Origin of the sequence: Curtobacterium sp. 179-B 9B NHS (assembly GCF_045370965.1) — a bacterium.
GTDB lineage: Bacteria > Actinomycetota > Actinomycetes > Actinomycetales > Microbacteriaceae > Curtobacterium.
Genome location: NZ_JBIQDQ010000001.1, coordinates 362,227 through 385,723, shown reverse-complemented (window position 1 = coordinate 385,723; position 23,497 = coordinate 362,227). Strand labels below are relative to the sequence as shown.

Here is a 23,497-nt window from a genome sequence, read left to right as displayed (position 1 = left end):
CGCCACCCCGGTCGCGAAGCTCCGCGCCGCCGGTCGTGTCCGCGGTGGACGATCCCGGCGCGGCGGGCGCCTGGGCGCTCGTCCCCGGCGTCGCCTGGTCCCCGCCCGTCGCCGCGTCCGAGGCCGAACCGTCGACGGACCGCGGCGTCGAGCCGATCATCGCCGGGTCGGGCTCGGGCAGCGCTCCCCCGCCGTAGCGCTGGTCGAGCCACGACATCATCGAGCGGCCGACGCCGAACTTCGCGCTGTACCCGGTCGTGCCCTGCGGGAAGGACGTGTTCGCGAGACCGACGAGCCCCCTGACGTTGCCGATCCACGTCGCGTTGGTGTACTTCGTGCTCGACGTGACGAGCCAGTTCTGCGTGTCGGCGTCGGTCGTGCCGGTCTTGGCGAACTTCGGGGTGCTGTCACCGGGGTTCGCCGAGGCCGCGGTGCCGCTGCCGGTCAGGACGCCCTGCAGTGCGTGGTCGACCGTCCCGGCGACCTCGGCGGAGACGCCCCGGGTGCAGCTGGACGGCGTGGGCGTGACCGTCGCGCCGTCGGCCTCGCGCACCGAGTCGATGACGGTCGGCGTGCACACGACGCCGCCGTTCGCGAAGCCGGCGTACGCCTCGGCCAGGTCGATCGGCGAGAGCGGGTTCGTGCCGAGCACGGACGCCGGGTTCGACGCCGGGGCCGAGCCGTCCGCCTGGTGGATGCCCATGGCCTGCGCGAGGTCCTTGATCTTGCAGAGGTCGAGCTGCTTCGCCATCGCGCCGAACGCGGTGTTGATCGACTCCGAGGTCGCCGCCTGGACGCTCATGCTCGCCGGGACGGTCTCGGCGTTCGAGACGGGCCAGGGGGACCCGCCGAGTGCCTCGCACGAGTTCGTGAACTCGGACTGCTGGAACAGGTGCTCGCCAGTCGGCACCGACTCCGACAGCGTGTGCCCGGACGCCAGCCACTCGGCCAGGGTGAAGACCTTGTAGGTCGAGCCGGTCTGGAACCCCCCGGAGTTGCCGTAGGCCGTGTCCGCGTTGTAGTCGATGGCCGTCGCACCGGGGCCGGCGTTGTCGCGCTGCGTGTACGTCGTGTTCTGCACCATCGACAGCACACGTCCGGTGCCGGGCTGGACGGTGACGTTCGTGCCGCCGAGGTCGACACCGGTCATCGTCGCGGGCACGTAGGACGAGAGTGCGGACTGGGCCTGGGCCTGCAGGTCGAGGTCGAGCGACGTGTGGATCTCGAGGCCCTTCGTGTCGAGGGTCTCGATGCGCTCCGCGGCGGTCTTGCCGAACGCCGGGTCCTGCAGCACCTGGTCGCGGACGTAGTCGCAGAAGTACCCCGCGTCGTACGCACTCGCCGCGGCCGAGCAGCCGTTCGCGGTGTCGGTGATCCGCGGCGTGACCGGGGTGGCCTCCGCCTGGTCGAGCTGCGCCTTCGAGATGTCGTGGTGCACGTACATCCGCTGCAGGACGTAGTCGCGCCGCGTCTTCGTCGCCGCGTAGCCGTTCGCCGCGCCGTTGTCCTCGTCGTCCGGCTCGTCGATGCGCAGGTTCGCCGGGTTGTTGAGGATGGCGACGAGCGTCGCGGACTGCGGGAGCGACAGGTCCTTCGCGTGCACGCCGAAGTAGTACTCGGCACCCGCCTCGGCGCCGTAGACGCGGCCGCCGAGCCCGACGAGGTTCAGGTAGCCGGTGAGGATCTGGTCCTTCGTGTACTTCTTGTCGACCGCGATGGCGTAGCGCATCTCCTGCAGCTTGCGTTGCGGTGTCACCCCGGCGGCGTCCTGGTAGCACGCCGCGACCTTGGCCTGGGTGGCGGCCGCGGTCGCGCCGGTGAGCTGCTCGCACTGCTGCACGAGGACGTTCTTCACGTACTGCTGCGTGATGCTCGAACCGCCCTGCACGTCGCCCCCGACGACGGTCGCCGCGACGCCGCGGACGGTCCCGAGCACGTCGATGCCGCCCTCGTCCTCGAAGCGGGGGTCCTCGGTGTCGATCGCCGCGCGCTTGAGCGACTCCGCCATGGCGTCCGAGGCGACGTCGGTCCGGTTCTCGGCGTAGAACGACGCGATCTTGACCTGCTGGCCGTCCTTCGTGGCGTAGACCGACGACACCTGCTGCGGGGTCTGGATGTCGAGGTAGCTCGGCAGGTCCTCGAAGAACGACACCGCTCCGGACGTCGCCTCGCCCGCCACCGCCACGGCCGGGGTCACCGCGACCGCCACCAGCAGTCCTGCGAGGCCGGACATGGCGAGGAAGGTCGTGAGGGCACCGGACCACCGCATCGCACGCATGGCGGCACGGTACGGGCCCGGACTGGGGTGCTTCTGCCGTGCGGAGGTCAGGGGCTGCGGCGGCGCACAGGATCACCCACAGGGAGGGTCGTGCATCGCCCACGGGGCGGGTCCGCTCAGTCGCGGGGCTGCAGGTCCTGGGGTCGCAGGAGGTACATGTCGGGCACCGGTTGCGCGGTCCCGCCGCCACCCTGGCCGCGCCGGGCCTGGTGCCGGACGAGGTCACCGCGACCGACCCCGATGAGGGCGACGTCGTGCAGCGACGCCGTCCCCGGCTTGAGGTAGTCGTTGTGACCCACCGGTCGGCGGAACACGCCCGCGTCCGGTTCGACGGTGTCCGTGGAGAGGTCGAGGAGCGTCGACCCGAACCCCGCCGAACCCGGGTCGGTCCCGAAGTACCCGGAGCCCGCGATCGGGTCGCTGTGCGCGTCGCCGACGTACACCTGGCCAGGACCCACCGCGAGCTCGGAGGCGGTCTGCACCGCACTGCCCGGCGAGCCGAGCACGGTGAGCGAGTCCGCCTGCATGCGGCCGGACGACAGCGCCATCAGCGCCGTCGTCGACCCGTAGGAGTGCGCGACGACGTTCAACCGGGGCCGGTCGTCGCCGCGGACGGCGTCGAGACCGTCGACCACCCGTTCGAGCCGCTCGGCACCGGTGCGGGCGAGTCCGAGCGACAGGATGTTGGACATGTCGGGCGTCCGGTAGCCCATCCACGCGAGCACGGCGGTGCCGCTCGACGCGTGGTCCGCGACGCCTCGGGCGGTCTGCGTCGTGGCGAGCGCCGACACGGTGGTCTGCTCGTCGTACAGGTCGCTCGCGGTGTCGGTGAAGTCGTGCATCTGCCCGGTCACGGTGAAGAACATCCCCGGGACGACCACCGTCACGTCCCGGGCGGTCGCGAGGTCCCCCACCGCGATCGCCGCGCGGCCCGAGCCCCGGGTGTCGAGGACGATCAGGCGCCGGGGGGCCTGGCCCGACTCGCGGTGCAGGGAGTCCCGGACCTGCGCGAGCAACGCGGTGCGGGCGGCGGCACGGTCGGACCCGGCGCCGGAGTCCTGGGCATCGGAGTCCTGGTCGTCGGAGTCCTGGTCGTCGGTGCCGACCCCGTCGGCGAGGGTGGTCCGGTTGGCGCGGTCACGGACGTCGTACGGCACCCCGTCCAGGTTGCCGACGACCGCGGGGGCGAGGGCGACCAGGCGCTCCTGTGCGGCGGTGCCGAGCGCGTCCCACCACCGTGCGACGGCGGCCGCGGTGGGTGGCCGGTCCTGGGCGGTCGCGAGCACCCGATCGTCCTCGTCGGCGCGTGCCAGGTCGCCGGGACCGACCGCGACGAGTGCGTCGAGGAACGCCGTGCCGCGCGCCTGCGCCAACCGCTCGAGGTCGACGTGACCGCCGGCAGCGGTCGTCGGGGCGTCGGGCGGAGCGTCGCGTGCCACGGGGTCCCGGACCCCGGACACCTCCGCGACGGGCGCCTCGGCCGCTGCCGGGACGCCCACGCCGGACGCTCCCGGGACGGGCACGGCAGGGGCCTCGACCACTCCCAGCGAGTGCATCGAGGCGGTGAGTAGCAGGGCCGCGGCGATGAGCAGCAATCAGGTCTCCCCGGGAAGGCCGTGTCGTCGACCCCCTCAGCCGACGATTGATGCCCTCTCGAGTGTAAGGAGAATGCGCTCACGAGGGGGTGCGCGGTGCAACTTGCCCCTCGAACTGGGTGCGGATCGTCGACGGTCCCCCGCGGAAGACGGCGCGTCGCTCACGGCGAGCCGCGCTCCGCCGTGCTGCTCAGCTCCCTGCGTCCGCGTCGTCGGTCGCCTGGCCGTCGGCGCCGTCGGACGGCTCCCGTCCGTCCGCCCGGTCCGGTTCCAGGGCGCCGGGCCCCTCGGTCACGAGCAGGCGGAACTGCTCCGCGTCGATGATGCGGAGCCCGAGCTGCTCGGCCTTCGTGAGCTTCGACCCGGCACCGGGACCGGCGGCGACGAAGTCCGTCTTCTTGCTGACGCTCGACGCAGCCTTGCCGCCGGCGGCGATGATCGCCTCCTGCGCGCCCTCACGGGTGTACCCCTCGAGCGAGCCCGTCGCGACGACGGTGACCCCGCTGAGGACGCCCCCCTCGACGGCGGCGCCGGGACCGGGGTGGTCCGGCGTGGTGAACTGCACCCCCGCGGCCGTCCAGCGGTCGATGATCTCGCGGTGCCAGTCCACGGCGAACCAGTCGAGCAGGGCGTCCGCGATGATCCCGCCGACCCCGTCGACCGCCGCGAGCTCCTCGCGCGACGCCTCCCGGATGCGGTCGAGCGACCCGAAGTGGTTCGCGAGTGCCCGTGCGGCGACCGGGCCGACGTGCCGGATGCTGAGCCCGACCATGATGCGCCAGAGCGGCTTGGTCTTCGCGGCCTCGATGTTCGCCAGCATCTCGAAGGCGTTCTTCGACGGGTAGCGGCTCGGCTCACCCGTGTGGTCGGCTCCGCGCGCGTCGGGGTCGAACGGCGGATCGGTCTTCTTGCGGGCACGGCTGAACGGCGTGACGCGCTTCGGTGTGCCGTCGTCGTCGGACTTCTCCATGCCCGTCTCGGCGTCGCGGACGATCACCTCGATGGGGACGATGTCCTCCATCGTCAGGTCGAACAGCCCGGCCTCGGTGACGAGCGGCGGCTGCTCGGGGTGCAGCGGCTGCGTGAGCGCCGCGGCGGCGACCTCGCCCAGGCCCTCGATGTCGAGCGAGCCGCGCGAGGCGATGTGCTCGACCCGGCCACGGACCTGGGCGGGGCAGCTCCGGGCGTTCGGGCAGCGGAGGTCCTTGTCGCCCTCCTTCGCCGGTGCGAGGGGCGTCCCGCACTCCGGGCACGCGGCGGGCATGACGAACTCGCGCTCGGTGCCGTCGCGCAGCTCGACGACCGGGCCGAGCACCTCGGGGATGACGTCGCCGGCCTTGCGGAGCACGACGGTGTCGCCGATCAGGACGCCCTTCGCCTTCACGACGTCCTGGTTGTGCAGGGTCGCCTGCCGCACCACGGACCCCGCGACCTCGGCCGGCTGCATCACCGCGAAGGGCGTCGCACGTCCGGTCCGCCCGACGCTGACCACGACGTCGAGGAGCTTCGTGTGGACCTCCTCCGGCGGGTACTTGTACGCGATGGCCCAGCGCGGTGCACGGGAGGTCGAGCCGAGTTCCTCGTGCAGGGCCAGGTCGTCGACCTTCACCACGACGCCGTCGATCTGGTGCTCGACCGACGCACGACGCTCGCCGGTCGTCCGCACGAAGCCGATGACCTCGTCCACGGTGTCGAACACCCGGTAGTGCGAACTCGTCGGCAGGCCCCAGGTCTGCAGCAGCTCGTAGACCTCGGACTGGGAGTGCACCTCGGTGTCGCGCTCGAGCTCGCGCACCGGCCACGCGCCGATGCCGTGCACGAGCATGCGGAGGCGTCGCAGGCGGTCGACCATGAGCGCGCGCTTCGCCTCGGACTTGCCCTCCTCCTTCTGGCGGAGCGATCCGGCAGCCGCGTTGCGCGGGTTCGCGAACACCCGCTCCCCCGCCTCGCGCTGCCGGGCGTTCAGCTCGTCGAACTGCGCGACGGGGAAGAAGATCTCGCCGCGGACCTCGACGATGGCCGGGTGTCCCTCGCCGGACAACCGGTCGGGGATCGTGCCCATGGTGCGCACGTTGCCGGTGACGTCCTCGCCCACCACGCCGTCACCACGGGTCGCCGCCGACACGAGGCGACCGTGCTCGTACCGCAGGTTGATCGCGAGCCCGTCGATCTTCAGCTCGGTGAGGAACCGGACCCGTTCGGAGCCGGCGTCGCGCTGCACCTTGTCGGCCCACTCGGTCAGCTCCTCGGGGCTGAACACGTTGTCGAGGCTCAGCATGCGCTCGGCGTGCTCGACCGGCGCGAACTGCACCGTCTGCGCCTGGCCGCCGACGGTCTGGGTCGGGCTGTCCGGGGTGCGCAGGTCCGGGAAGCGCTGCTCGATCGCGTCGAGGCGACGGACCATCGCGTCGTAGTCGCCGTCCGACACCGTCGAGCCGTTGCCCTCGTAGTACTGGTCGCGCAGCTCGCCGATGCGCACCCGGAGCCGGTCGACCTCCCGCTGGGCCTGCGCGGCGTCGAGGTCGGCCGGGGCCAGCGTCTCGAACGTCGAGTCGGCCGAGTCGGGGGTCGTGTCGCTCATGCCTCAGTTCTACCGTGCACCGCCGACCCCGGCCGCAGCCGGCTCCCCGACCCCAGCCGCCCGGCCCCGGCAGCACCCCGCTGCCCGGCCCCGGCAGCAGCGGGCTGCCCGGCCCCGGGCCGCAGGCTCAGACGGTCGCGGGCACCGCCGAGACGGTGCGGTCGATCGTGCACTGCCCGAGCACCCGGGTGCCGACGTAGACCACCGCAGTCTGACCGGGAGCCACACCGGACAGCGGCTCGTCGACGTCGATCACGAGTTCGCCGTCCGTCACCCGCGCCGTCGCCGGGACCGGATCGGCGTGCGCCCGGATCTGCACGTCGCACGCGAACGGCGTCGACGGGTCGGCCGGAGCGGTCCCGGCCCAGGTGAACCGCGAGCCGGCCATCGACCGGACGTCGAGCGCCTCCTTCGGTCCGACGACGACGGTGTTGTCCTTCGGCCGGATCTCGAGCACGAAGCGCGGCTTGCCGTCCGGTGCCGGGCGTCCGAGGTGCAGTCCGCGGCGCTGCCCGACGGTGTAGCCCGTGGCACCCTCGTGCTCGCCGACCACGGTGCCGTCGCGCTCCACGACCGAGCCCGGCGCGGTCCCCACGCGGTCGGCCAGCCACCCGCGGGTGTCCCCGTCCGGGATGAAGCAGATGTCGTAGGAGTCGGGCTTCTGCGCGACGGTCAGCCCGCGCGCCGCCGCCTCGGCACGGACCTCGTCCTTCGACGGTGTCGCACCGAGCGGGAACATCGCGTGCTCCAGCTGCTCGGCCGTCAGCACGCCGAGCACGTACGACTGGTCCTTCGCCCACGCCGCCGAACGGTGCAGCTCACGGGCGCCGTCCGACCCGGTCACGACCGAGGCGTAGTGGCCGGTGCACACGGCGTCGAAGCCCAGGGCGAGCGCCTTCTCGAGCAGGGCGGCGAACTTGATCCGCTCGTTGCACCGCATGCAGGGGTTCGGGGTGCGGCCGGCCTGGTACTCCGCGACGAAGTCGTCGACGACGTCCTCCTTGAAGCGCGCCGAGAAGTCCCACACGTAGTACGGGATCCCGAGTGCCGAGGCTGCCCGCTGCGCGTCCATCGAGTCCTCGATCGTGCAGCAGCCACGGCTCCCCGTGCGGAGCGTGCCCGGCATCCGGCTCAGCGCCAGGTGCACACCGACCACGTCGTGCCCGGCGTCGACGGCCCGCGCCGCGGCCACCGCCGAGTCGACCCCACCGCTCATCGCCGCAAGTACACGCATGCATCCAGGGTAAGCGCATCCCCCGACGAGTCCAGGCGTACCGTTGCTCGACGATGACCAGCACCACGAACGACGCCTTCGACCGCCGCGGCGTCCTGCTGTCCGGCTTCCTGCCCGCGGCGCTCTTCGCGATCGGCGAGGGAGCGATCATCCCGATCATCCCGATCGCCGCCGACTCCCTCGGCGCGAGCCTCGCGTTCGCCGGGTTCGTCGCCGCGCTCATCCTCGTCGGCGAGCTCATCGGTGACGTGCCCTCCGGCGTCGTGGTCGGGCGGATCGGTGAACGGAACGCGATGATCGGCGCCGCGGTGGTGTCCGTCGTCGGGCTGCTCGTCTGCGTCGTCTCACCGAGCCCCTGGGTGCTCGCCGTCGGGGTGTTCCTGGTCGGTGTCTCGACCGCCGTCTTCGCCCTCGCCCGGCACGCCTACATGACGACCGCGATCCCCCTGCGGATCCGGGCCCGCGCCCTGTCGAGCCTCGGCGGCGTGTTCCGCTTCGGCTACTTCGTCGGGCCCTTCCTCTCGGCCGGCGTCGTCCACCTGACCGGCACGACGCAGAGCGCCTTCTGGATCCACGTGGTGTGCTGCCTCGCGGCGGCGGTCGTGCTCCTCGTCCTGCGCGACCCCGCGACGGGCGCACGCGGTCTGCGGTTGCCGAGCAGGGCCTCCAGGCCGGACACGACGAGCGCGACCGACGGGACGGACGCGACCCGCGGACCGGACGCGGCCGACGCGGCACGGCGCACGGCACCCGCGCGGCACCCCGACGAGCCGCCCACCGACACGGGCGCGCAGTTCGTCGAACGCGAGGCACACGGCCTCTTCCGCACCATCCGCGAGAACCGCGCCGTCCTGGCACGGCTCGGCAGCGGAGCGGCGCTCATCGGCGCGCTCCGCGCCGGACGGCAGGTGATCCTGCCGCTCTGGGCGGTCAGCGTCGGTCTCGACGACGCCTCGGCCGCGCTCGTCATCGGCATCGCGGGTGCCGTCGACTTCGCGCTCTTCTACACGAGCGGGCAGATCATGGACCGCTGGGGTCGACTCGCGAGCGCCCTGCCGTGCATGCTCGGGCTCGCCGTGAGCTACTTCCTGCTCGCCTGGAGCGGGCACCTCGACGCGAGGGTCGGGTGGTTCGTCGGCATCGCGATCGGTATGTCCCTCGCCAACGGTGTCGGCAGCGGCATCCTCATGACGCTCGGTGCGGACCTCGCGCCGCGGGGGAACCCGGCACCGTTCCTCGGTGCGTGGCGCTTCACGGGGGACTTCGGGTCGGCTGCGGCGCCACTGCTGATCTCGGGCGTCACCGCGGTCGCCTCGCTGGCGTTGGCGAGCGGGGTGATGGGGGTGCTCGGCCTGGTCGGTGCGGGGGTGCTGCTGCGGTACGTGCCGCGGTACCTGCCTCGTCGGCTGCGCTGAGCGGACGGCCTGGAGGCGCGGCTCCCGCCCGCCCCGCGTCCACGCCTCGGTAGACTGCCGCTGCTCGCGGGAGTGGTGGAATCGGTAGACACGCAGGATTTAGGTTCCTGTGCCCCAGGCGTGAGGGTTCGAGTCCCTCCTTCCGCACGATGGTCGGCTCGCCGGGTGGAGTCACACCACAGGAGGATGGGGCGGTCACCGCCGGGCGGTACCCTCGTCAGGCGGGAGCTTCCCCGTGCCCCGCCCCGACACGACCGGAACAACCATGCACTCCGTCGCACTCGCCCTGATCCCGTGGCTCGACCCGCAGTACATCCTCGACCACTTCGGGGCCATCGCCGTGCTCATCGTCTGCGCCATCGTCTTCGCCGAGACGGGCCTGCTGATCGGCTTCGTCTTCCCCGGCGACAGCCTGCTCGTCATCACGGGGCTCTTCGCCTTCGACCGCGGCGGCCAGATCGGCGGCATCCCCATCTGGGCGGCGGCGCTGATGATCGGCGCGGCGGCGTTCCTGGGCGGTGAGCTCGGGTACTACATCGGCAAGAAGGCCGGGCCCCCGATCTTCGAGCGCAAGGAGAGCGGACTCTTCTCGAAGGAGAACGTCGACCGCACGAACGCGTTCTTCCACCGCTTCGGCCCGCTCGCGGTCATCCTCGCCCGCTTCGTCCCCGTGGTCCGCACCTTCCTGCCGATCGCGGCCGGGGTCGGGCGCATGAACTACAAGAAGTACTCGTTGTACAACGCCGTCGGTGCGGTCGTCTGGGGCGTCGGCGTGACCTTCCTCGGGTACTTCCTCGGGTACATCCCGCCGATCGCGTACGTCGTGCGGAACTACATCGACGTGATCCTCATCCTCGCGGTGCTCGTCACGGTCGTCCCCGCGGGGCTGCACTACTGGCGGACCGCGCGCAAGGCGAAGCACGCCGCCGAGGCCGAGGAGGCAGCGCAGCGCGGTGGCGCCGAGCGGGGTACCGCCGACGGCGCGGGTCGCCCGGCCGAGCAGTAGTCGGCGGGCCGTCGGCGCTCCGGCGGCGACGCTGATGGTCCGCACGCGGCGCTGCTGGCTCCGGCGGCCCTGCACAACCGAAGACACCTCGCGCCACGGGAACTCGTGGCGCGAGGTGTCGCTCGTTGTGCCTGGGCACGGAACGCCGCGCTGACGCCGGCGTCCCGCGGAGCCCTCCGACCGGTGTGGTCAGACCCCGAAGTACTCGCGGACGATCGGTGCGATCCCCCGGAACGCCTTCGACCGGTGCGACAGTGCGTTCTTCTCGTCGCGCGTCAGCTGTGCTGCCGAACGGTCGGCGTCGTCCGGCTGGAACACCGGGTCGTACCCGTGTCCGCCGTCCCCGACCGGCTCGGTCAGGACCTCGCCGTTCCACACCGCCTCGAACAGGTGCTCCGTGCCGTCCGGGGTGACGAAGGCGGCGGCACACACGAACGCAGCGGTCCGCTCCACGACCCCCTCGAGGTTCCGCAGCAACAGCGCGATGTTGTCCGCGTCCACGCGCGTCCCGGCGTACCGGGCGGAGTGGATGCCGGGTGCCCCGCCGAGCGCGTCGACGGCGATCCCGGAGTCGTCGGCGAGCGCCGGCAGCCCGGTGTGCGCCACCGCCGCACGCGCCTTGATGAGCGCGTTCGCCGCGTAGGTGTCGCCGTCCTCGACGGGCTCCGGACCGTCGTACCCGACGAGCTCGACGCCCGCGCCGAGGGCCTCGCCGAGGATCCCGCGCAGCTCGACGACCTTGCCCTGGTTGTGCGTCGCCAGGACGACGGTGTGGCCGGTCACGCGAGGCCCAGCACGTCGCGCTGGATCGCCGCGAGCGACCGGTTGCCCGCGAGGCCGAGGTCGAGCAGCGTGTCCAGCTCGTCGCGATCGAACGGCGCGTGCTCCGCCGTGCCCTGCACCTCGATGAACTTGCCGGAGCCGGTCGTCACGATGTTCATGTCGGTGTCGGCCGCGGAGTCCTCGGTGTACGCGAGGTCGAGCATCGGCTCCCCCCCGACGATGCCGACCGAGATCGCCTGCACGCTGTCGGTGAGCGGCGTCGCCTTCTTGGCGATGAAGCCCTTGTCGCGGCCCCACTCGATCGCGTCCACCATCGCCACGTAGGCGCCGGTGATCGACGCGGTGCGGGTCCCGCCGTCGGCCTGCAGCACGTCGCAGTCGAGGACGAGGGTGTTCTCGCCGAGGCCCTTCATGTCCACGACCGCTCGGAGCGACCGCCCGATGAGCCGCGAGATCTCGTGCGTCCGTCCGCCGACCTTGCCCTTGATCGACTCGCGCTGCATGCGCTCGTTCGTCGACCGCGGCAGCATCGAGTACTCGGCGGTGACCCAGCCGGTGCCCTTGCCGGCCATCCAGCGCGGCACACCGTTGGTGAAGGACGCCGTGCACAGCACCTTCGTGTTGCCGAACGAGATGAGTGCGCTGCCCTCGGCCTGCGAACTCCACCCCCGCTCGATGCTGACCGGACGGTGGTCGGTGGCACTGCGGCCGTCGATGCGGGTGCTCATGGGGTCCTTTCGGTTCGGGGCAGCGTGATGGCCCCGGTCTGGAGGTGTCCGACGCTCGAGACCTCGGGACCGAGGAAGCGCCGGGCGAGCCGGATGAAGCCGTTCTTGTCGTCGCCGGTGGCCTCGAACGCGTAGGTCGGCGGTTCCGGGGTGGTGCGTTCGAGCCCGTGCTCGACGAGCCGACGGTAGACGTCGTTCGCGGTCTCCTCGGCGCTCGACACGAGCGTGACGTCCGGGCCCATCACGTACTGGATCGCCGCGGACATCAGCGGGTAGTGGGTGCACCCGAGCACGAGCGTGTCGACGTCGGCGGCGCGGATCGGCGCGAGGTACTGCGCCGCCACCTCACGGAGCGCCGGCGACGAGGTGTCCCCGGCCTCGACGAACTCGACGAAGCGCGGGCACGCCGCGAGGGACAGGGTGACGTCGGCAGCCACGGCGAACGCGTCCTCGTACGCCCGCGAGGCGATGGTCCCCACCGTCCCGATCACCCCGACGCGACCGGTCCGGGTCTGCTTCACGGCGGCACGGGCGGCCGGCTGGATCACCTCGACGACGGGGATGCCGTACGCCTGCTCGTAGCGTTCCCGAGCATCGCGGAGCACGGCGGAGGACGCGGTGTTGCAGGCGATCACCAGCGCCTTCACGCCCTGGTCGACGAGGTCGTCCATCACCTCGAGCGCGTACCGCCGGACGTCGGCGATCGGCTTCGGGCCGTAGGGCGAGTGCACGGTGTCCCCGACGTAGCGGATGCTCTCGCGCGGCAGCTGGTCGATGATCGCCCGCGCGACCGTCAGTCCACCGACCCCGCTGTCGAAGACTCCGATCGGTGCATCCGTCACGCGCCCAGCGTACCGAGCCGCACCCGCCCGGCGCCCGACCACGCGCGCCCCGCGCCTCGGCACCGCGACGTCGCCCCGGCTCCGCGACGTCGCCCCGGCTCCGCGACGTCACCGTGGCACACCGACGTCACCTCGGCACCGGGAGGTCACTAGTGTCGGACGCGTGACCAGCGCGCTCCTCACGGACCAGTACGAACTCACCATGGTGGACGCCGCCCTCAAGGACGGCACCGCCGATCGACGCTGCGTGTTCGAGGTGTTCGCCCGCCGCCTCCCCGACGGCCGCCGCTACGGTGTTGCCGCCGGTCTCGGGCGCTTCCTCACGGCGCTCACGGAGTTCCGCTTCGGCGACGAGGAGATCGGCTTCCTCCGCGACCGCGGCGTGATCGACGAGGGGACGGCTCGGTGGCTCGCGGACTACCGGTTCACCGGGGACGTCCGCGCCTACCGCGAGGGCGAGGTCTTCTTCCCCAACTCCCCCGTGCTGCAGGTCGAGGGCACCTTCGCCGAGTCGGTGGTCCTCGAGACCCTCGCGCTCAGCATCTTCAACGCCGACTCGGCCATCGCCGGCGCAGCGGCCCGCATGGTGTCCGCCGCCGACGGCCGTCCGCTCGCCGAGATGGGCTCGCGCCGCACCGGCGAGTGGAACGCCGTCGCCGCCGCCCGCGCCGCGTACATCGCGGGCTTCGGCGCGACGAGCAACCTCGAGGCCGGCCGCACCTGGGGCATCCCGACGATGGGCACCGCCGCGCACGCGTTCACGCTCCTGCACGACTCCGAGGAGGCCGCGTTCCGCTCGCAGCTCGACGCCCTCGGCGACGGCACCACGCTGCTCGTCGACACGTACGACATCGAGGCAGCGGTGGAGACCGCCGTCCGGCTCACCGACGGCCGGCTCGGCGCGGTCCGCATCGACAGCGGTGACCTGCCGAGCGTCGTCGCCGCGGTCCGCGCGCAGCTCGACCGGCTCGGTGCCCCTGCGACGAAGATCACCGTGACGAACGACCTGGACGAGTACACGATCGCCGCGCTCCGGGCCGCGCCGGTCGACTCCTACGGTGTCGGCACGAGCGTCGTGTCCGGTTCGGGCCACCCGGCGGCGGGCATGGTGTTCAAGCTCGTCGCGCACCAGACCCCGGCGGGCGACGAGTGGGTCCCCGTCGCGAAGAAGTCCGCGGACAAGGCCTCGACCGGTGGCCGCAAGGAGGCCGGCCGACGCCTCCGCAACGGCATCGCCACCGCCGAGGTCGTCCTGACCTCCGGTCGCCTCGGCCCCGACGAGCGACCCCTGCTCGTCCCCGTGGTGGACCACGGCGAGGTCGACCCGGCGTTCCTCGGGGTCGCCGGCGTCGAGGCGGCTCGGGCGCACCACGAGCGCGCCAAGGCGGAGCTCCCGGTGGACGCGTCCCGCATCGGACGCGGCGACCCGGCGATCCCCACCATGGTGGTCTAGCGGACTACTCGGACTTCATCTTCTCGTAGATGGCCTTGCAGTCCGGGCACACCGGGAACTTCTCCGGGTCGCGGCCCGGCACCCACTTCTTGCCGCAGAGCGCCTTGACCGGCTTGCCGGAGAGTGCGGACTGCAGGATCTTGTCCTTCTTCACGTAGTGCGAGAACCGCTCGTGGTCGCCGGGCTCGATCGCCTCTTCCTCGAGGAGCTTCTCGAGCTCGCGGTCCATCACGTCGAGGCCGCCGCCGGGTTCCGTCATGCTCATGGGTCCAGGGTACGACGATGCGGCCGACGCCGCGACGGACGGGAGGCACGGGTTCGCCCCGCCACGCGGCTCACCTGCACCGAGGACGGACGGGAGACGCGGGACGGTCCCGCCACGCGCCTCCCGTCCGACGGTGCGTGCCGACGGGAGGCACGGCGTCGGGCCACAGCGTGCCTCCCGGCCGGCAGTCGCTCAGTTCCGCTGCGCCGCAGCGAGCAGGTCGGGACCGCGCCGGTCGAAGAGCCGACCGCCGACGGCCACGCCGGTCACGAGCACGACGACACCGACGGCGATGCCGACGAGGAGCGTCGCGAGTGCCCAGGGTTCCGGACCCTCGACCGCGGTGAGCACCGCCAGCCAGCCCGCGGGGACGAGCGACGCCAGGATGCCGACGATCATCGTCGTCTGCGCGACCGCGGCCGTCGTCCCGGCGGCCTGCGGCTGCTGGAACGGGTGGTCGCCGGGGCGGACGGTCGGGTACGGCAGCAGGACGGAGACGACGCTCGACAGCCCGAGCCCGGCGAGCAGTGCACCCACTGCGATGCCGGTGAGCACCGGGAAGGCCGTGGGGTCCCCGAAGAGCGCGGCGGACACGGCGGCGCCCGCCACGACGAGCGGCAGTCCGACGACGAGCAGGGGCACGAGTCGCCCGAGCCGGTCGGTCCAACCGGGAGCGCCCGACGCCACGTGCAGCCAGACCGCGGTGTTGTCGTAGGAGACGTCGTTGTGGGGCAGGAACCCGGCGATGAGTGCCATGAGCGGCAGCGGGACCAGCGCGGTCCAGTGCCACGGCACGCCGGCGACCCCGAGCGGGAGCACCACGAGCGGCACGAACAGGATGACCAGGTAGGACATCCGGTAGCGCGGGTCACGGCCCCAGTACGTCAGCGCCCGGGCGGCGACCGCGCCGACCGGCGTCGAGCCCAGGCCGGCGAACCAGCCGAGCCCGCGGTAGCGGCGGGTGCCGGCGCGTCCGTCCGCGGCCTCGAGTGCGACGCCGACCAGCGCCCACCAGGCCCACGCGAGCAGTGCGACGGTGACCAGGGCGACCAGCAGCTTCAGGAGCCCCTCGCCGACGCGACCGCTCGCCACGTCCGCCGGCACCGCCCAGGCGGCACCCCACGGCGTCCACCCGGCGACGTCGGCGATCCGCTGGAGCTCGGTGCTGGCGGGGTCGAGCCAGTCGCTGCGGAACAGCAGCGACGCCACCGGCAGTCCCAGCACGACGATCACGAGGGCGGCGAGCCAGCCGGCGTCGCGCGACCGGTGCGGTCCGACGAAGGTCGCACCGACGGCGCTGCCGACCCGCAGCAGCAGGGCGCAGGTCAGGGTGCCGAGCAGTGCGGCGACGACGGCCAGCACCGCGGTGCCGCCGCTGCGCGACCACGCGCCGACCTGCCCGACCGCGACGACCGCGACGGCGAGCACCGGGACGCCCACGAGTCCGGCGACGCCGAGACCGACGGCGAGGTGACGGCGGTCGATCCCGTACACGGCGAAGCGGCGCGGGTCGAACTGGTCGCTGCGACCGACGACGAGCGGCACCAGCGTGAGTGCGAGGGCGACGAACGTGCCGACGGGGACCGCGACCGACCGCGCGACCTCGACGGGTGCCTGCCGCAGCGCGAGGAGCTCGCCGGCCACCACCACGGCGGCGACCAGGCCGAGCAGGGACCCGAGCACCACGAGGACCGACCGTCGGGCTCCCCCACGGACCTCGCCCGCGAGCAGGTCGACCCTCAGTCGGAGAAGCTGTGCAACCATTCCATGCTCTCTGCCACGACGCGGCCGCCCGCGAGTTCGACGAACTTGTCCTCGAGGCTCTTGCGCCCGCGGACCTGCGCCATCGTGCCGGAGGCGAGGACCTTGCCGCCGACGATGATCGCGACGGAGTCGCACGTGCGCTGCACGAGCTCCATGGAGTGGCTGGAGAGCACCACGGTGCCGCCGCCGCGGGTGTACCGCCGCAGGATGTCCGTGATCGTCGCCGCGCTCACCGGGTCGACCGACTCGAACGGCTCGTCGAGCACGAGGACGCGCGGCGAGTGGATCAGGGTCGCGGCGAGCGCGATCTTCTTCGCCATGCCGACCGAGTAGTCGGCGACCTGGCGCCCGAGCGCCTCGCCGAGACCGAACGCCTCGGCCAGGTCGGTGCTGCGCTTCCGTGCGGTCGCACCGTCGAGCCCACGGAGCGTGGCCGAGTAGTGCAGCAGCTGCGCGCCGGTGAGCCGGTCGAACAGCCGGAGCCGGTCGGGCAGCACACCGAGGGCGCGCTTGGCCGCCGTCGGGTCGGACCAGACGTCGTGGTCGAGGACGGTCACGGTGCCCGCGTCGGGCCGGAGGAGACCGGTGACCATCGAGAGCGTGGTGGTCTTGCCGGCGCCGTTCGGTCCGACGACGCCGAAGATCGAACCCTGGCGGATCTCGAGGTCGACCTCGTCCGCGGCGAGGGTCTGGCCGTACCGCTTCACGAGGCCGCTCGCGCGGAGCACGACGGGCTGCTGCGCCTGTGCGGTCTGCGTCGCGGCGGCGGTGGCGGTCGGCTGGCGTCCGGGAGCGCGCTTCTCCTTCGCCGTGGAGCCGGCCGCAGCGGTCTTCGGCGTGCCCGCACGCTGGGTCGTCCCTGTGCTCGACGCGTCGTCCCCGGCCGCGCCGGAGCCGGTGGCGGTCGTGTCGGTGGGCTGTGCGGGCGTCGCGGGGCCCGAGGGTCGTGCGGCACGCCCCTTGCCCTTGCCCTTGCCCTTGCCCTTGCGGGGAGTGCGGTCCGACGCGGCGGCCGTGGCCGTCGGTGCGCCGGTCGCCGCAGCAGCGGTGGCGGGTGCGCTCGTCGCAGCAGCTGCCGGTCGCGCGGCGACGGCGGTCTCCGGGTCGGCGCCCTGGTCGGGTGCACCTTCGTCGTGGCCGACCGCGACGGCCGCACCCGTCGTGTCGTCGGTCATCTCGTCATCATCGGAGGCGTCGTCGCGCGCATCCTCGTCCCCCGTGTCGTCGTCGGCCGCGTCACCGGACGGTCCGTCCGCGTCCGCCAGCCAGGCGGCGTCGGACGTCGCGTACACGTCGTCGTCATCAGCTGCAGCCACCGCCCCACCGTACCAACGCGCCGGACGCGGCCGACCCCGACCGGCGGCGCGTCCGCGAGGGCCTCGGTACCGAACCGGTCACAGGATCACGAAATGAGCACGAAGCACGCGGGGGTGTACCCCGGAGCGCACTCGTTCCGTATCATTCACCAGGGCACGACGGAGTGTTCACCACATGGAAACCTGCCCGGACGGGCGCCCGTGGCCGCTCGTCCCCCGCACGAAGGTGCAGGAAGCGCACGCTCACGGCGAACTCGGACCCGGAGCGGGCACACTCGACGAGGCCCGCCCGTGCCCCACGCGGCGCGCGGGCGGACACCAGAAGGGACCAGCATGACCACGCAGATCGTCATCCTCGCAGCGGGGATGGGCAGCCGACTCGGTCGGAGCCTGCCGAAGCCGCTGACCGAACTCAGCGACGGCCGCACCATCATGCAGCAGCAGTTCGACAACATCCGAGCCGCCTTCGGCTCGAGCGCCCGCGTCACGATCGTCGTCGGCTACAAGTCCGAGTACATCGTCGAGGCGTTCCCCGAGGCGAACTTCGTCTACAACGAGTCCTACGACTCGACGAACACGTCGAAGAGCCTGCTGCGCGCGCTCAAGGCGACCGGCAAGAGCGGCGTCCTGTGGATGAACGGCGACGTCGTCTTCGACCCGCGCGCCCTCGTCCGTGCCGCGGACATGATGGACCAGGACCGCTCGTTCGTCAGCGTCAACACCGAGAAGGTCTCCGACGAGGAGGTCAAGTACACGGTCGACGCCGACGGCTGCATCAAGGAACTCTCGAAGCGGGTCGTGGGCGGACTGGGCGAGGCCGTCGGCATCAACTACGTCTCCTCGCGCGACAAGCAGGCACTCATCCGCCAGCTCGGCCGCGTCGACGACCAGGAGTACTTCGAGGGCGGCATCGAGGCTGCCATCGCCGAGGACGGGCTACGCTGGTCGCCGATCGACATCTCCGACCTGTACGCGGTCGAGATCGACTTCGCCGAGGACCTCCAGCGCGCGAACGACCTGTTCGCCTGAACCACCGTCAGGACCCCCTCGGCGGTTCCGCCCGGAGGGAAGCCGCGTGACCACAGCGAGTGCGCCGACCGCGCCCGCGACGACTGCATCGACGTCGTCCCGGAGCGCCGGTCGGCGGTACCGCCAGGCACTCTGGCTGCTGACCGTGCGGGACCTGCGCGTCCGGTACTCGACGTCCGCGCTCGGGTACCTGTGGTCGATCCTCGACCCGCTGGTGATGTCGGCGATCTACTGGTTCGTCTTCACCCAGGTCTTCCACCGGGGATCGGTGGGCGAGGAACCGTACATCGTCTTCCTGCTGTCGGCGTTGCTGCCGTGGATGTGGTTCACCGGAGCGGTGTCGGACTCGACGCGGGCCTTCACGAAGGAGGCGAAGCTGATCCGGTCGACGACGATCCCCCGGAGCATCTGGGTCGCCCGGGTGAACGCCTCGAAGGGCATCGAGTTCCTGCTGAGCCTGCCGGTGCTCGCGGTCTTCGCGATCGCCGCCGGTGCGCACCTGCACTGGGAACTGGCGCTGTACCCGCTGGCCATCGTGCTGCAGTGCGCCCTGGTCTACGGGATCGGGCTGATCGTCGCACCCCTGGTCGTCTTCTTCCGTGACCTGGAACGCGCCGTGAAGCTCGTCCTGCGGTTCCTGTTCTACGCATCGCCGATCATCTACGGCACGCAGGCCCTGCCCGACCGGCTGCACGACATCGCCGCACTGAACCCGCTCAGCGGTATCTTCGGCCTGTACCGCTCCGCGTTCTTCCCCGGCCAGCTCGACTGGCTCGAGGTCGGCGTGTCGGTGGTGGTCACAGCCGTGGTCCTCGCCGTCGGTCTCGTCGTGTTCCGCCGGAGCGAGCACCGCGTCCTGAAGGAGCTGTGATGACCGCGACCGACCGGACCGCGCCGTCCACGAGCGTGGCGCCCGTGATCTCCGTGCGCGACGCCGGGATCCGGTTCAAGCGCAACCGCCGCGCGAGCCGGAGCTTCAAGGACCTGTTCGCCGGGAGCAACCGCCGCAAGCGCGCGGACGAGTTCTGGGCGCTCCGCAACGTGTCGTTCGACGTCCGACCGGGCGAGGCCATCGGCGTCGTCGGACGCAACGGTCAGGGGAAGTCCACCCTGCTCAAGCTCGTCGCGCAGGTCATGCTGCCGGACGAGGGACGGATCCGTGTCGATGCGGGTGTCGCTCCGCTCATCGAGATCACCGGCGGCTTCGTCGGCGACCTCACCGTCCGGGACAACGTGTACCTGACAGCGGGTCTGCACGGGATGTCCCGGGCCGAGATCCGCGACGCCTTCGACGAGATCATCGACTTCGCCGAGATCGGCGACTTCGTCGACACCCCCTACAAGCACCTGTCGAGCGGCATGAAGGTGCGCATCGCGTTCGCGGTGATCTCGCGGTTGGACGAACCGGTGATCCTGGTGGACGAGGTCCTGGCGGTGGGTGACAAGAGCTTCCGCGAGAAGTGCTACAAGCGCATCGAGGAGCTGCTGTCCGGTGGCCGGACGCTGTTCTTCGTCTCGCACAACGACAAGGACCTGCGTCGCTTCTGCGACCGGGGGCTCTACCTCGACAAGGGGCGTCTGCAGCTCGACGACACGATCGAGGCAGCCCTGGCGCGGTACGCGGCCGACCACGGGGCCTGAGCTCCGCTCCTCCACACCCGGGCCCCGCCGTCCCCTCGTCCACAAGCCGAGGCACCAGCGCACTCCCCCGGGCTCCCGACGTCGGCCCCTCCCCCTACCGTGGCCCGCATGCACCACCCACCCACGGCCTACGCAGTCCCGTTCACCGTCGACCGATCCTGGGCACCACGTCGCTACGACCTGGTGAACACCGGGCCGGAGCCGCTCCACGCGATCTCCCTCACGCACCTCGGCAGCGGGTACTGCCCGCCGCTGGCGGTCAACCGTCTCGACCCGGGTCGATCCCTGTCGATCGCGGTGTTCGGCGCCGACCCCGAGCAGACCGGCATCGTGGTCGTCCGGTGGCGGCGCCCGGACCGTTCCGAGTACCTGTGGCGGATGTCACTCGTGGGCGACCGTCTGGTCGGCCTCGCGTCGTGACGACCGCAGGGTCAGCCCTCGCCGCGCTCCCGGGCGACCTCGTGCCAGCGCGCCACGAGACGGTCGACGGCAGCGTGCAGCCGGCGCGTCGCGACGCCGGGTGTGGTGTCGCCGAAGTACCGCTCGACCCAGTGCTGCAGCGTCGCGAGCTCCTCGGCGTCGTTCGCGGCGGCGTCCACCCGCGCGACCACGTCGGCGGCGTCCTCGGCGAGCAGCCAGTTCGCGGCGCCGAGGTACCCGCGCTCGTCCACGTCGGCCTCGGGTGCCGCAGGACGCGTCACGAGCAGCGGCTTGCCGACGGCCAGTCGGTCGTAGATCATCGCGCTGATGTCGGTCACGGCGACGTCCGCGTCCGCGAGCTGCCACCCGAGCTGCGGGCCGTCGTCGTACACGTGGTGCGCAGACGGGTCGGCGGCGTTCGCGGCGGTGATCGCGGCGACGATGCGCTCGTGGGCAGCACGGTAGTCCTGGTCGAGCACGCCGCTGCGCGGGTGCGGCCGGTACACCAGCCGGTGTCGACCGGTCGCGAGCAGGCGCTCGGCGAGCTCGACCCCGTGCGACGCGATCGAGCCGTACGCGGCGGCGGCGCGGTCGCCCTCCCACGTGGGCGCGTAGAGCACCACGGTCCGGTCGTCGTGGGGGTACGGCACCGCACCGGCGAAGTGGTCGGCCTGCGGGCGTCCGATGGCGATGGTGCGGCGGTCCACGTCGTAGTCCCACAGGGCGGCACGCAGGCGGTCCCGGGCGGCGTCTCCCGCGATCAGGGCGTAGTCGTACGCCTTGAACTGGTTGGTGGTCATGTACATCTTGTCGCTCTCGCCGTGGTTGACGAAGACGTGCCACATGCGCCCGTACCGCATCATCTGGAAGTTGCGGGCGTTCTGGTTGACGTACAGGACGATCTTCGGTGCCTGCTCCTCGACGAACCGTTCGAGGTCGACGACCTGGCGGGCGTACACCGCCGGGACGGGCGACTCGTCGAGCAGGGTCGTCATCGTGCCGGGGCTGCGGGAGATGATCGCGACGGGGTGCTCGCGGGCGAGTTCCGCCAACGGCGCGTACCACTGCCGGAGCTGGTACATGTTCACCTTGCCGTCGGCGAAGTAGACCGCGACCTCGATCGAGCGCGGTGCGAGCTCCGGGACCTCCGGGAGCCGGCGGTCGAGCTCCCGCCGGTTCTGACGGGCACGCAGCAGGCGGCGGGCGAGACGGATCGCGGTCCGGACGTCCTTGGTGATCGGCATGGTGGTCCTCAGGCTACGGGCGGTTGCTGGGCGGTGTGCTCGGCGACGACGGCAGTGACGAAGGGTGTGGTGCGGGCAGCGACGGGGTGCTCGACCGCGGACGCCCGGTCGGGGCGCCGGGACGTCCGGGCGGCGGAGTCAGACGACGGGTGGCCGACCGGCCAGCGTCATCCGGGCGATGGTCAGCCACCCCATGGGCCGCGACGGTCCGCAGTCCGCCGTCCAGCCCTCCCGGATCCCCGCGAACCACGTCCGCAGGCGCACCGGGTGTCGCCACCAGCGAGCGATCTGGATCGCGGCCCACGACCCGACGTAGACGGGTCGCAGTGCCACCGGCAGGTTGCGGCGTGCCAGGAACACGCGGTTGCGGGCGTTCAGCCGGACGTACTCGGCGTGCCGGGCGGGGTCGATCGCCGGGTGGTGCGCGACCAGGTCGCCGGCGTACCAGGCGCGTCGACCGGCGTCCCACACACGCCACGCCAGCTCGATGCCCTCGTGCGCGTAGAAGTACGGTGCACCCCACCCGCCGACGGCGCGGTGGACGTCCATCGGCAGGAGCACGGCCCCCTCCCACACCGAGAAGACCGGCGACGAGTCGGTCGCAGCGCCCTTGCGGATGCGCGGCACCCAGCGACGGGGGTTCGCCGATCCGGTCGGATCGACCACCCGCGGCTGCACCAGGCCGAGCGACGGGTCGCGTTCGAGCAGTGCCACGGCGTCACGCAGGAAGGTCGGCGACGGGATCGACGCGTCGTCGTCGAGGAAGAACACGTAGTCGCCGTCGACGACTGCTGCTCCGGCGTTGCGACCGGCGGGGATCCCGACGTTCTCGGGCAGCGCGAGCGCACGGACGCCCTCGGGCAACCCCGTCGGCTCCCAGCCGTTGCCGACGCACACGACGTCGAGCTCGACGTCCTGCTGCGCGAGCACGCTCGTCAGCCCACGGCGGAGGTCGTCCGGACGGGTGCCCTGGGACAGGCTCACGACGGCGATGCGCGGGCGCTGCCGGTGCGGGACGGCGTTCCGACGGTGGGTCCCGGGCAACGCCTCCGGTGTGGCGCCCGTCGTCGCTCCCGAGGTCATGCCCGCACCCGCTTCGACGAGATGATGGCGACGAAGTGACCGGCCGTGGCGAGGACGGCGAGCGGCAACAGCGCCCCGACCAGGACCCGGTCGACCAGCGGGCTGCCGACGACGAGCCCGAGCAGTGCGAACACGAACGCCAGGATGGTCAGCTCGACCGAGTGGTACAGGCGGTGGAAGGGCAGGAAGCGTGCGAAGCGACGCAGCGTCGCCAAGCGCCGCCCGGACGGGGCCGTGCCGGCGTCCCGGCGGTCGACGAGCTTCTCGAGCCCGGCGTTCGCGCGGGCGACGTGGACCATGTCGTTGAGCGCCTTGTTGAGCACGATCACCAGGCCGAGCGCGCACCCGATCGTCGTCCACATCCAGTCCGCGCCGTGGACCGGCCAGGTCGCGGCGCGGACGCCGAGCGCGATCGGGATGAGTCCCTCGGTCGTGTAGTGCCCGACCTTGTCGAGGAACACCCCGGCGGGCGACCGGGTGCCGCGCCACCGGGCGACCTCACCGTCACAGCAGTCCACGAGCATCTGCAGCTGACCGAGCACGAGTGCGAGCAGTGCACCCCAGATGCCCGGGATCAGCAGCGCGGCGGCGACGCTCCACCCCACCAGGATCATCAGGCCGGTCACCTGGTTCGCCGAGACCCGCGTCCTGAGCAGCACCCAGGTCAGGTACGGCGACACGTCGCGCAGGTAGAGCGACGCCGTCCAGTGCTCGGCGTTCGCCCGCGAGCGGACCTCGTCGGGTTGGGCGACCGCACGGAGTTCGGCGATCGAGGTCGGGCGGGCGCTGCCGCGGCCGGTGGTGTCGTCGGTCAAGGGGT

Annotated in this window: 20 protein-coding genes and 1 tRNA gene; 8 read left to right on the top strand and 13 right to left on the bottom strand. The window is 72.1% G+C overall.

Translation table 11 applies throughout. The features are described from left to right. The 4 genes from ACH0A8_RS01755 to mnmA form a co-directional block, all read right to left on the bottom strand. A partial coding sequence (locus ACH0A8_RS01755; RefSeq protein WP_406906246.1) for a transglycosylase domain-containing protein occupies nt 1–2,278 on the bottom strand: 2,278 nt, incomplete at its 3' end. A 116-nt stretch (nt 2,279–2,394) separates the two neighbouring features. Next, nucleotides 2,395–3,834, bottom strand: a complete 1,440-nt coding sequence (locus tag ACH0A8_RS01750; RefSeq protein ID WP_209683567.1) for an alpha/beta hydrolase — start codon at nt 3,832–3,834, stop codon at nt 2,395–2,397. Between the two features lie 229 nt (nt 3,835–4,063). Continuing rightward, a complete protein-coding gene (gene ligA, locus ACH0A8_RS01745) occupies nt 4,064–6,454 on the bottom strand; it encodes an NAD-dependent DNA ligase LigA (RefSeq protein ID WP_209683570.1) in 2,391 nt (796 codons plus the stop codon). A 127-nt stretch (nt 6,455–6,581) separates the two neighbouring features. Beyond that, nucleotides 6,582–7,688 carry a tRNA 2-thiouridine(34) synthase MnmA gene (mnmA, locus tag ACH0A8_RS01740; protein WP_251154733.1) on the bottom strand — a complete coding sequence of 369 codons (1,107 nt, stop codon included), beginning with the start codon at nt 7,686–7,688 and terminating at the stop codon, nt 6,582–6,584. 53 nt (nt 7,689–7,741) lie between these two features. Here mnmA and ACH0A8_RS01735 point away from each other — a divergent pair, with 53 nt between their 5' ends. The 3 genes from ACH0A8_RS01735 (at nt 7,742) to ACH0A8_RS01725 (ending at nt 10,109) form a co-directional block, all read left to right on the top strand. Further along, on the top strand, nt 7,742–9,103 hold the full coding sequence (locus tag ACH0A8_RS01735) for an MFS transporter (RefSeq protein ID WP_066652930.1): 1,362 nt from the start codon (nt 7,742–7,744) through the stop codon (nt 9,101–9,103). A gap of 66 nt (nt 9,104–9,169) precedes the next feature. Next, a tRNA-Leu gene (locus ACH0A8_RS01730) sits at nt 9,170–9,250 on the top strand. Between the two features lie 118 nt (nt 9,251–9,368). Then, entirely contained in the window at nt 9,369–10,109 is a 741-nt protein-coding gene (locus ACH0A8_RS01725; RefSeq protein WP_209683580.1) for a DedA family protein, read from the top strand. A 189-nt stretch (nt 10,110–10,298) separates the two neighbouring features. On the opposite strand, the gene rdgB is transcribed toward ACH0A8_RS01725, so the two are convergent. Genes rdgB through murI form a run of 3 tightly spaced genes read right to left on the bottom strand, consistent with a single transcriptional unit; the run spans nt 10,299 to nt 12,462 of the window. Then, nucleotides 10,299–10,892, bottom strand: a complete 594-nt coding sequence (rdgB, locus tag ACH0A8_RS01720; RefSeq protein ID WP_066652922.1) for an RdgB/HAM1 family non-canonical purine NTP pyrophosphatase — start codon at nt 10,890–10,892, stop codon at nt 10,299–10,301. Next, nucleotides 10,889–11,620, bottom strand: coding sequence for a ribonuclease PH (rph, locus tag ACH0A8_RS01715; RefSeq protein WP_066652919.1), 732 nt, complete (start codon nt 11,618–11,620; stop codon nt 10,889–10,891). The genes rdgB and rph overlap by 4 nt, the downstream gene beginning before the upstream one ends. After that, nucleotides 11,617–12,462, bottom strand: coding sequence for a glutamate racemase (gene murI, locus ACH0A8_RS01710; RefSeq protein ID WP_066652917.1), 846 nt, complete (start codon nt 12,460–12,462; stop codon nt 11,617–11,619). The genes rph and murI overlap by 4 nt, the downstream gene beginning before the upstream one ends. Between murI and ACH0A8_RS01705 the strand changes: the two genes are divergently transcribed. Continuing rightward, nucleotides 12,446–13,915 carry a nicotinate phosphoribosyltransferase gene (locus ACH0A8_RS01705; RefSeq protein WP_406906259.1) on the top strand — a complete coding sequence of 490 codons (1,470 nt, stop codon included), beginning with the start codon at nt 12,446–12,448 and terminating at the stop codon, nt 13,913–13,915. The genes murI and ACH0A8_RS01705 overlap by 17 nt on opposite strands. 4 nt (nt 13,916–13,919) lie before the next feature. On the opposite strand, the gene ACH0A8_RS01700 is transcribed toward ACH0A8_RS01705, so the two are convergent. From ACH0A8_RS01700 to ACH0A8_RS01690, 3 genes are all read right to left on the bottom strand, one after another. Continuing rightward, nucleotides 13,920–14,180, bottom strand: coding sequence for a DUF3039 domain-containing protein (locus ACH0A8_RS01700; protein WP_144411249.1), 261 nt, complete (start codon nt 14,178–14,180; stop codon nt 13,920–13,922). A gap of 192 nt (nt 14,181–14,372) precedes the next feature. After that, nucleotides 14,373–15,944, bottom strand: coding sequence for an ABC transporter permease (locus ACH0A8_RS01695; protein WP_311205932.1), 1,572 nt, complete (start codon nt 15,942–15,944; stop codon nt 14,373–14,375). Continuing rightward, nucleotides 15,920–17,260 (bottom strand): ABC transporter ATP-binding protein, encoded by a 1,341-nt coding sequence (locus ACH0A8_RS01690; protein WP_271825986.1) that lies wholly within the window; start codon nt 17,258–17,260, stop codon nt 15,920–15,922. Before ACH0A8_RS01690 ends, ACH0A8_RS01695 begins: the two co-directional genes overlap by 25 nt. Before the next feature lie 333 nt (nt 17,261–17,593). Here ACH0A8_RS01690 and ACH0A8_RS01685 point away from each other — a divergent pair, with 333 nt between their 5' ends. From ACH0A8_RS01685 to ACH0A8_RS01670, 4 genes are all read left to right on the top strand, one after another. Further along, a complete protein-coding gene (locus ACH0A8_RS01685; RefSeq protein ID WP_066652912.1) occupies nt 17,594–18,289 on the top strand; it encodes an NTP transferase domain-containing protein in 696 nt (231 codons plus the stop codon). Nucleotides 18,290–18,335: 46 nt separating this feature from the next. Then, nucleotides 18,336–19,160 (top strand): ABC transporter permease, encoded by an 825-nt coding sequence (locus ACH0A8_RS01680; protein ID WP_251154730.1) that lies wholly within the window; start codon nt 18,336–18,338, stop codon nt 19,158–19,160. Then, nucleotides 19,160–19,930 carry an ABC transporter ATP-binding protein gene (locus ACH0A8_RS01675; RefSeq protein ID WP_271825987.1) on the top strand — a complete coding sequence of 257 codons (771 nt, stop codon included), beginning with the start codon at nt 19,160–19,162 and terminating at the stop codon, nt 19,928–19,930. The genes ACH0A8_RS01680 and ACH0A8_RS01675 overlap by 1 nt, the downstream gene beginning before the upstream one ends. 108 nt (nt 19,931–20,038) lie before the next feature. Further along, on the top strand, nt 20,039–20,350 hold the full coding sequence (locus ACH0A8_RS01670; RefSeq protein WP_251154728.1) for a hypothetical protein: 312 nt from the start codon (nt 20,039–20,041) through the stop codon (nt 20,348–20,350). 11 nt (nt 20,351–20,361) lie between these two features. On the opposite strand, the gene ACH0A8_RS01665 is transcribed toward ACH0A8_RS01670, so the two are convergent. The 3 genes from ACH0A8_RS01665 to ACH0A8_RS01655 all read right to left on the bottom strand — a co-directional run bounded on the left by ACH0A8_RS01665 (nt 20,362) and on the right by ACH0A8_RS01655 (nt 23,492). Next, entirely contained in the window at nt 20,362–21,594 is a 1,233-nt protein-coding gene (locus ACH0A8_RS01665; RefSeq protein ID WP_311205934.1) for a CDP-glycerol glycerophosphotransferase family protein, read from the bottom strand. A gap of 138 nt (nt 21,595–21,732) precedes the next feature. Further along, nucleotides 21,733–22,677, bottom strand: coding sequence for a glycosyltransferase (locus tag ACH0A8_RS01660; protein ID WP_311205935.1), 945 nt, complete (start codon nt 22,675–22,677; stop codon nt 21,733–21,735). Beyond that, nucleotides 22,674–23,492 carry a CDP-alcohol phosphatidyltransferase family protein gene (locus ACH0A8_RS01655; RefSeq protein WP_209683599.1) on the bottom strand — a complete coding sequence of 273 codons (819 nt, stop codon included), beginning with the start codon at nt 23,490–23,492 and terminating at the stop codon, nt 22,674–22,676. Before ACH0A8_RS01655 ends, ACH0A8_RS01660 begins: the two co-directional genes overlap by 4 nt. Between the last annotated feature and the right edge of the window lie 5 nt (nt 23,493–23,497).

What these genes read in the sequence shown, in the direction of transcription:
- ACH0A8_RS01750 (WP_209683567.1), bottom strand. Translation starts at nt 3,834, where the DNA reads ATGCACTCGCTGGGAGTGGTCGAGGCCCCTGCCGTGCCCGTCCCGGGA.
- ligA (WP_209683570.1), bottom strand. Translation starts at nt 6,454, where the DNA reads ATGAGCGACACGACCCCCGACTCGGCCGACTCGACGTTCGAGACGCTG.
- mnmA (WP_251154733.1), bottom strand. Translation starts at nt 7,688, where the DNA reads ATGCGTGTACTTGCGGCGATGAGCGGTGGGGTCGACTCGGCGGTGGCC.
- ACH0A8_RS01735 (WP_066652930.1), top strand. Translation starts at nt 7,742, where the DNA reads ATGACCAGCACCACGAACGACGCCTTCGACCGCCGCGGCGTCCTGCTG.
- ACH0A8_RS01725 (WP_209683580.1), top strand. Translation starts at nt 9,369, where the DNA reads ATGCACTCCGTCGCACTCGCCCTGATCCCGTGGCTCGACCCGCAGTAC.
- rph (WP_066652919.1), bottom strand. Translation starts at nt 11,620, where the DNA reads ATGAGCACCCGCATCGACGGCCGCAGTGCCACCGACCACCGTCCGGTC.
- ACH0A8_RS01700 (WP_144411249.1), bottom strand. Translation starts at nt 14,180, where the DNA reads ATGAGCATGACGGAACCCGGCGGCGGCCTCGACGTGATGGACCGCGAG.
- ACH0A8_RS01695 (WP_311205932.1), bottom strand. Translation starts at nt 15,944, where the DNA reads ATGGTTGCACAGCTTCTCCGACTGAGGGTCGACCTGCTCGCGGGCGAG.
- ACH0A8_RS01685 (WP_066652912.1), top strand. Translation starts at nt 17,594, where the DNA reads ATGACCACGCAGATCGTCATCCTCGCAGCGGGGATGGGCAGCCGACTC.
- ACH0A8_RS01675 (WP_271825987.1), top strand. Translation starts at nt 19,160, where the DNA reads ATGACCGCGACCGACCGGACCGCGCCGTCCACGAGCGTGGCGCCCGTG.
- ACH0A8_RS01670 (WP_251154728.1), top strand. Translation starts at nt 20,039, where the DNA reads ATGCACCACCCACCCACGGCCTACGCAGTCCCGTTCACCGTCGACCGA.
- ACH0A8_RS01665 (WP_311205934.1), bottom strand. Translation starts at nt 21,594, where the DNA reads ATGCCGATCACCAAGGACGTCCGGACCGCGATCCGTCTCGCCCGCCGC.
- ACH0A8_RS01660 (WP_311205935.1), bottom strand. Translation starts at nt 22,677, where the DNA reads ATGACCTCGGGAGCGACGACGGGCGCCACACCGGAGGCGTTGCCCGGG.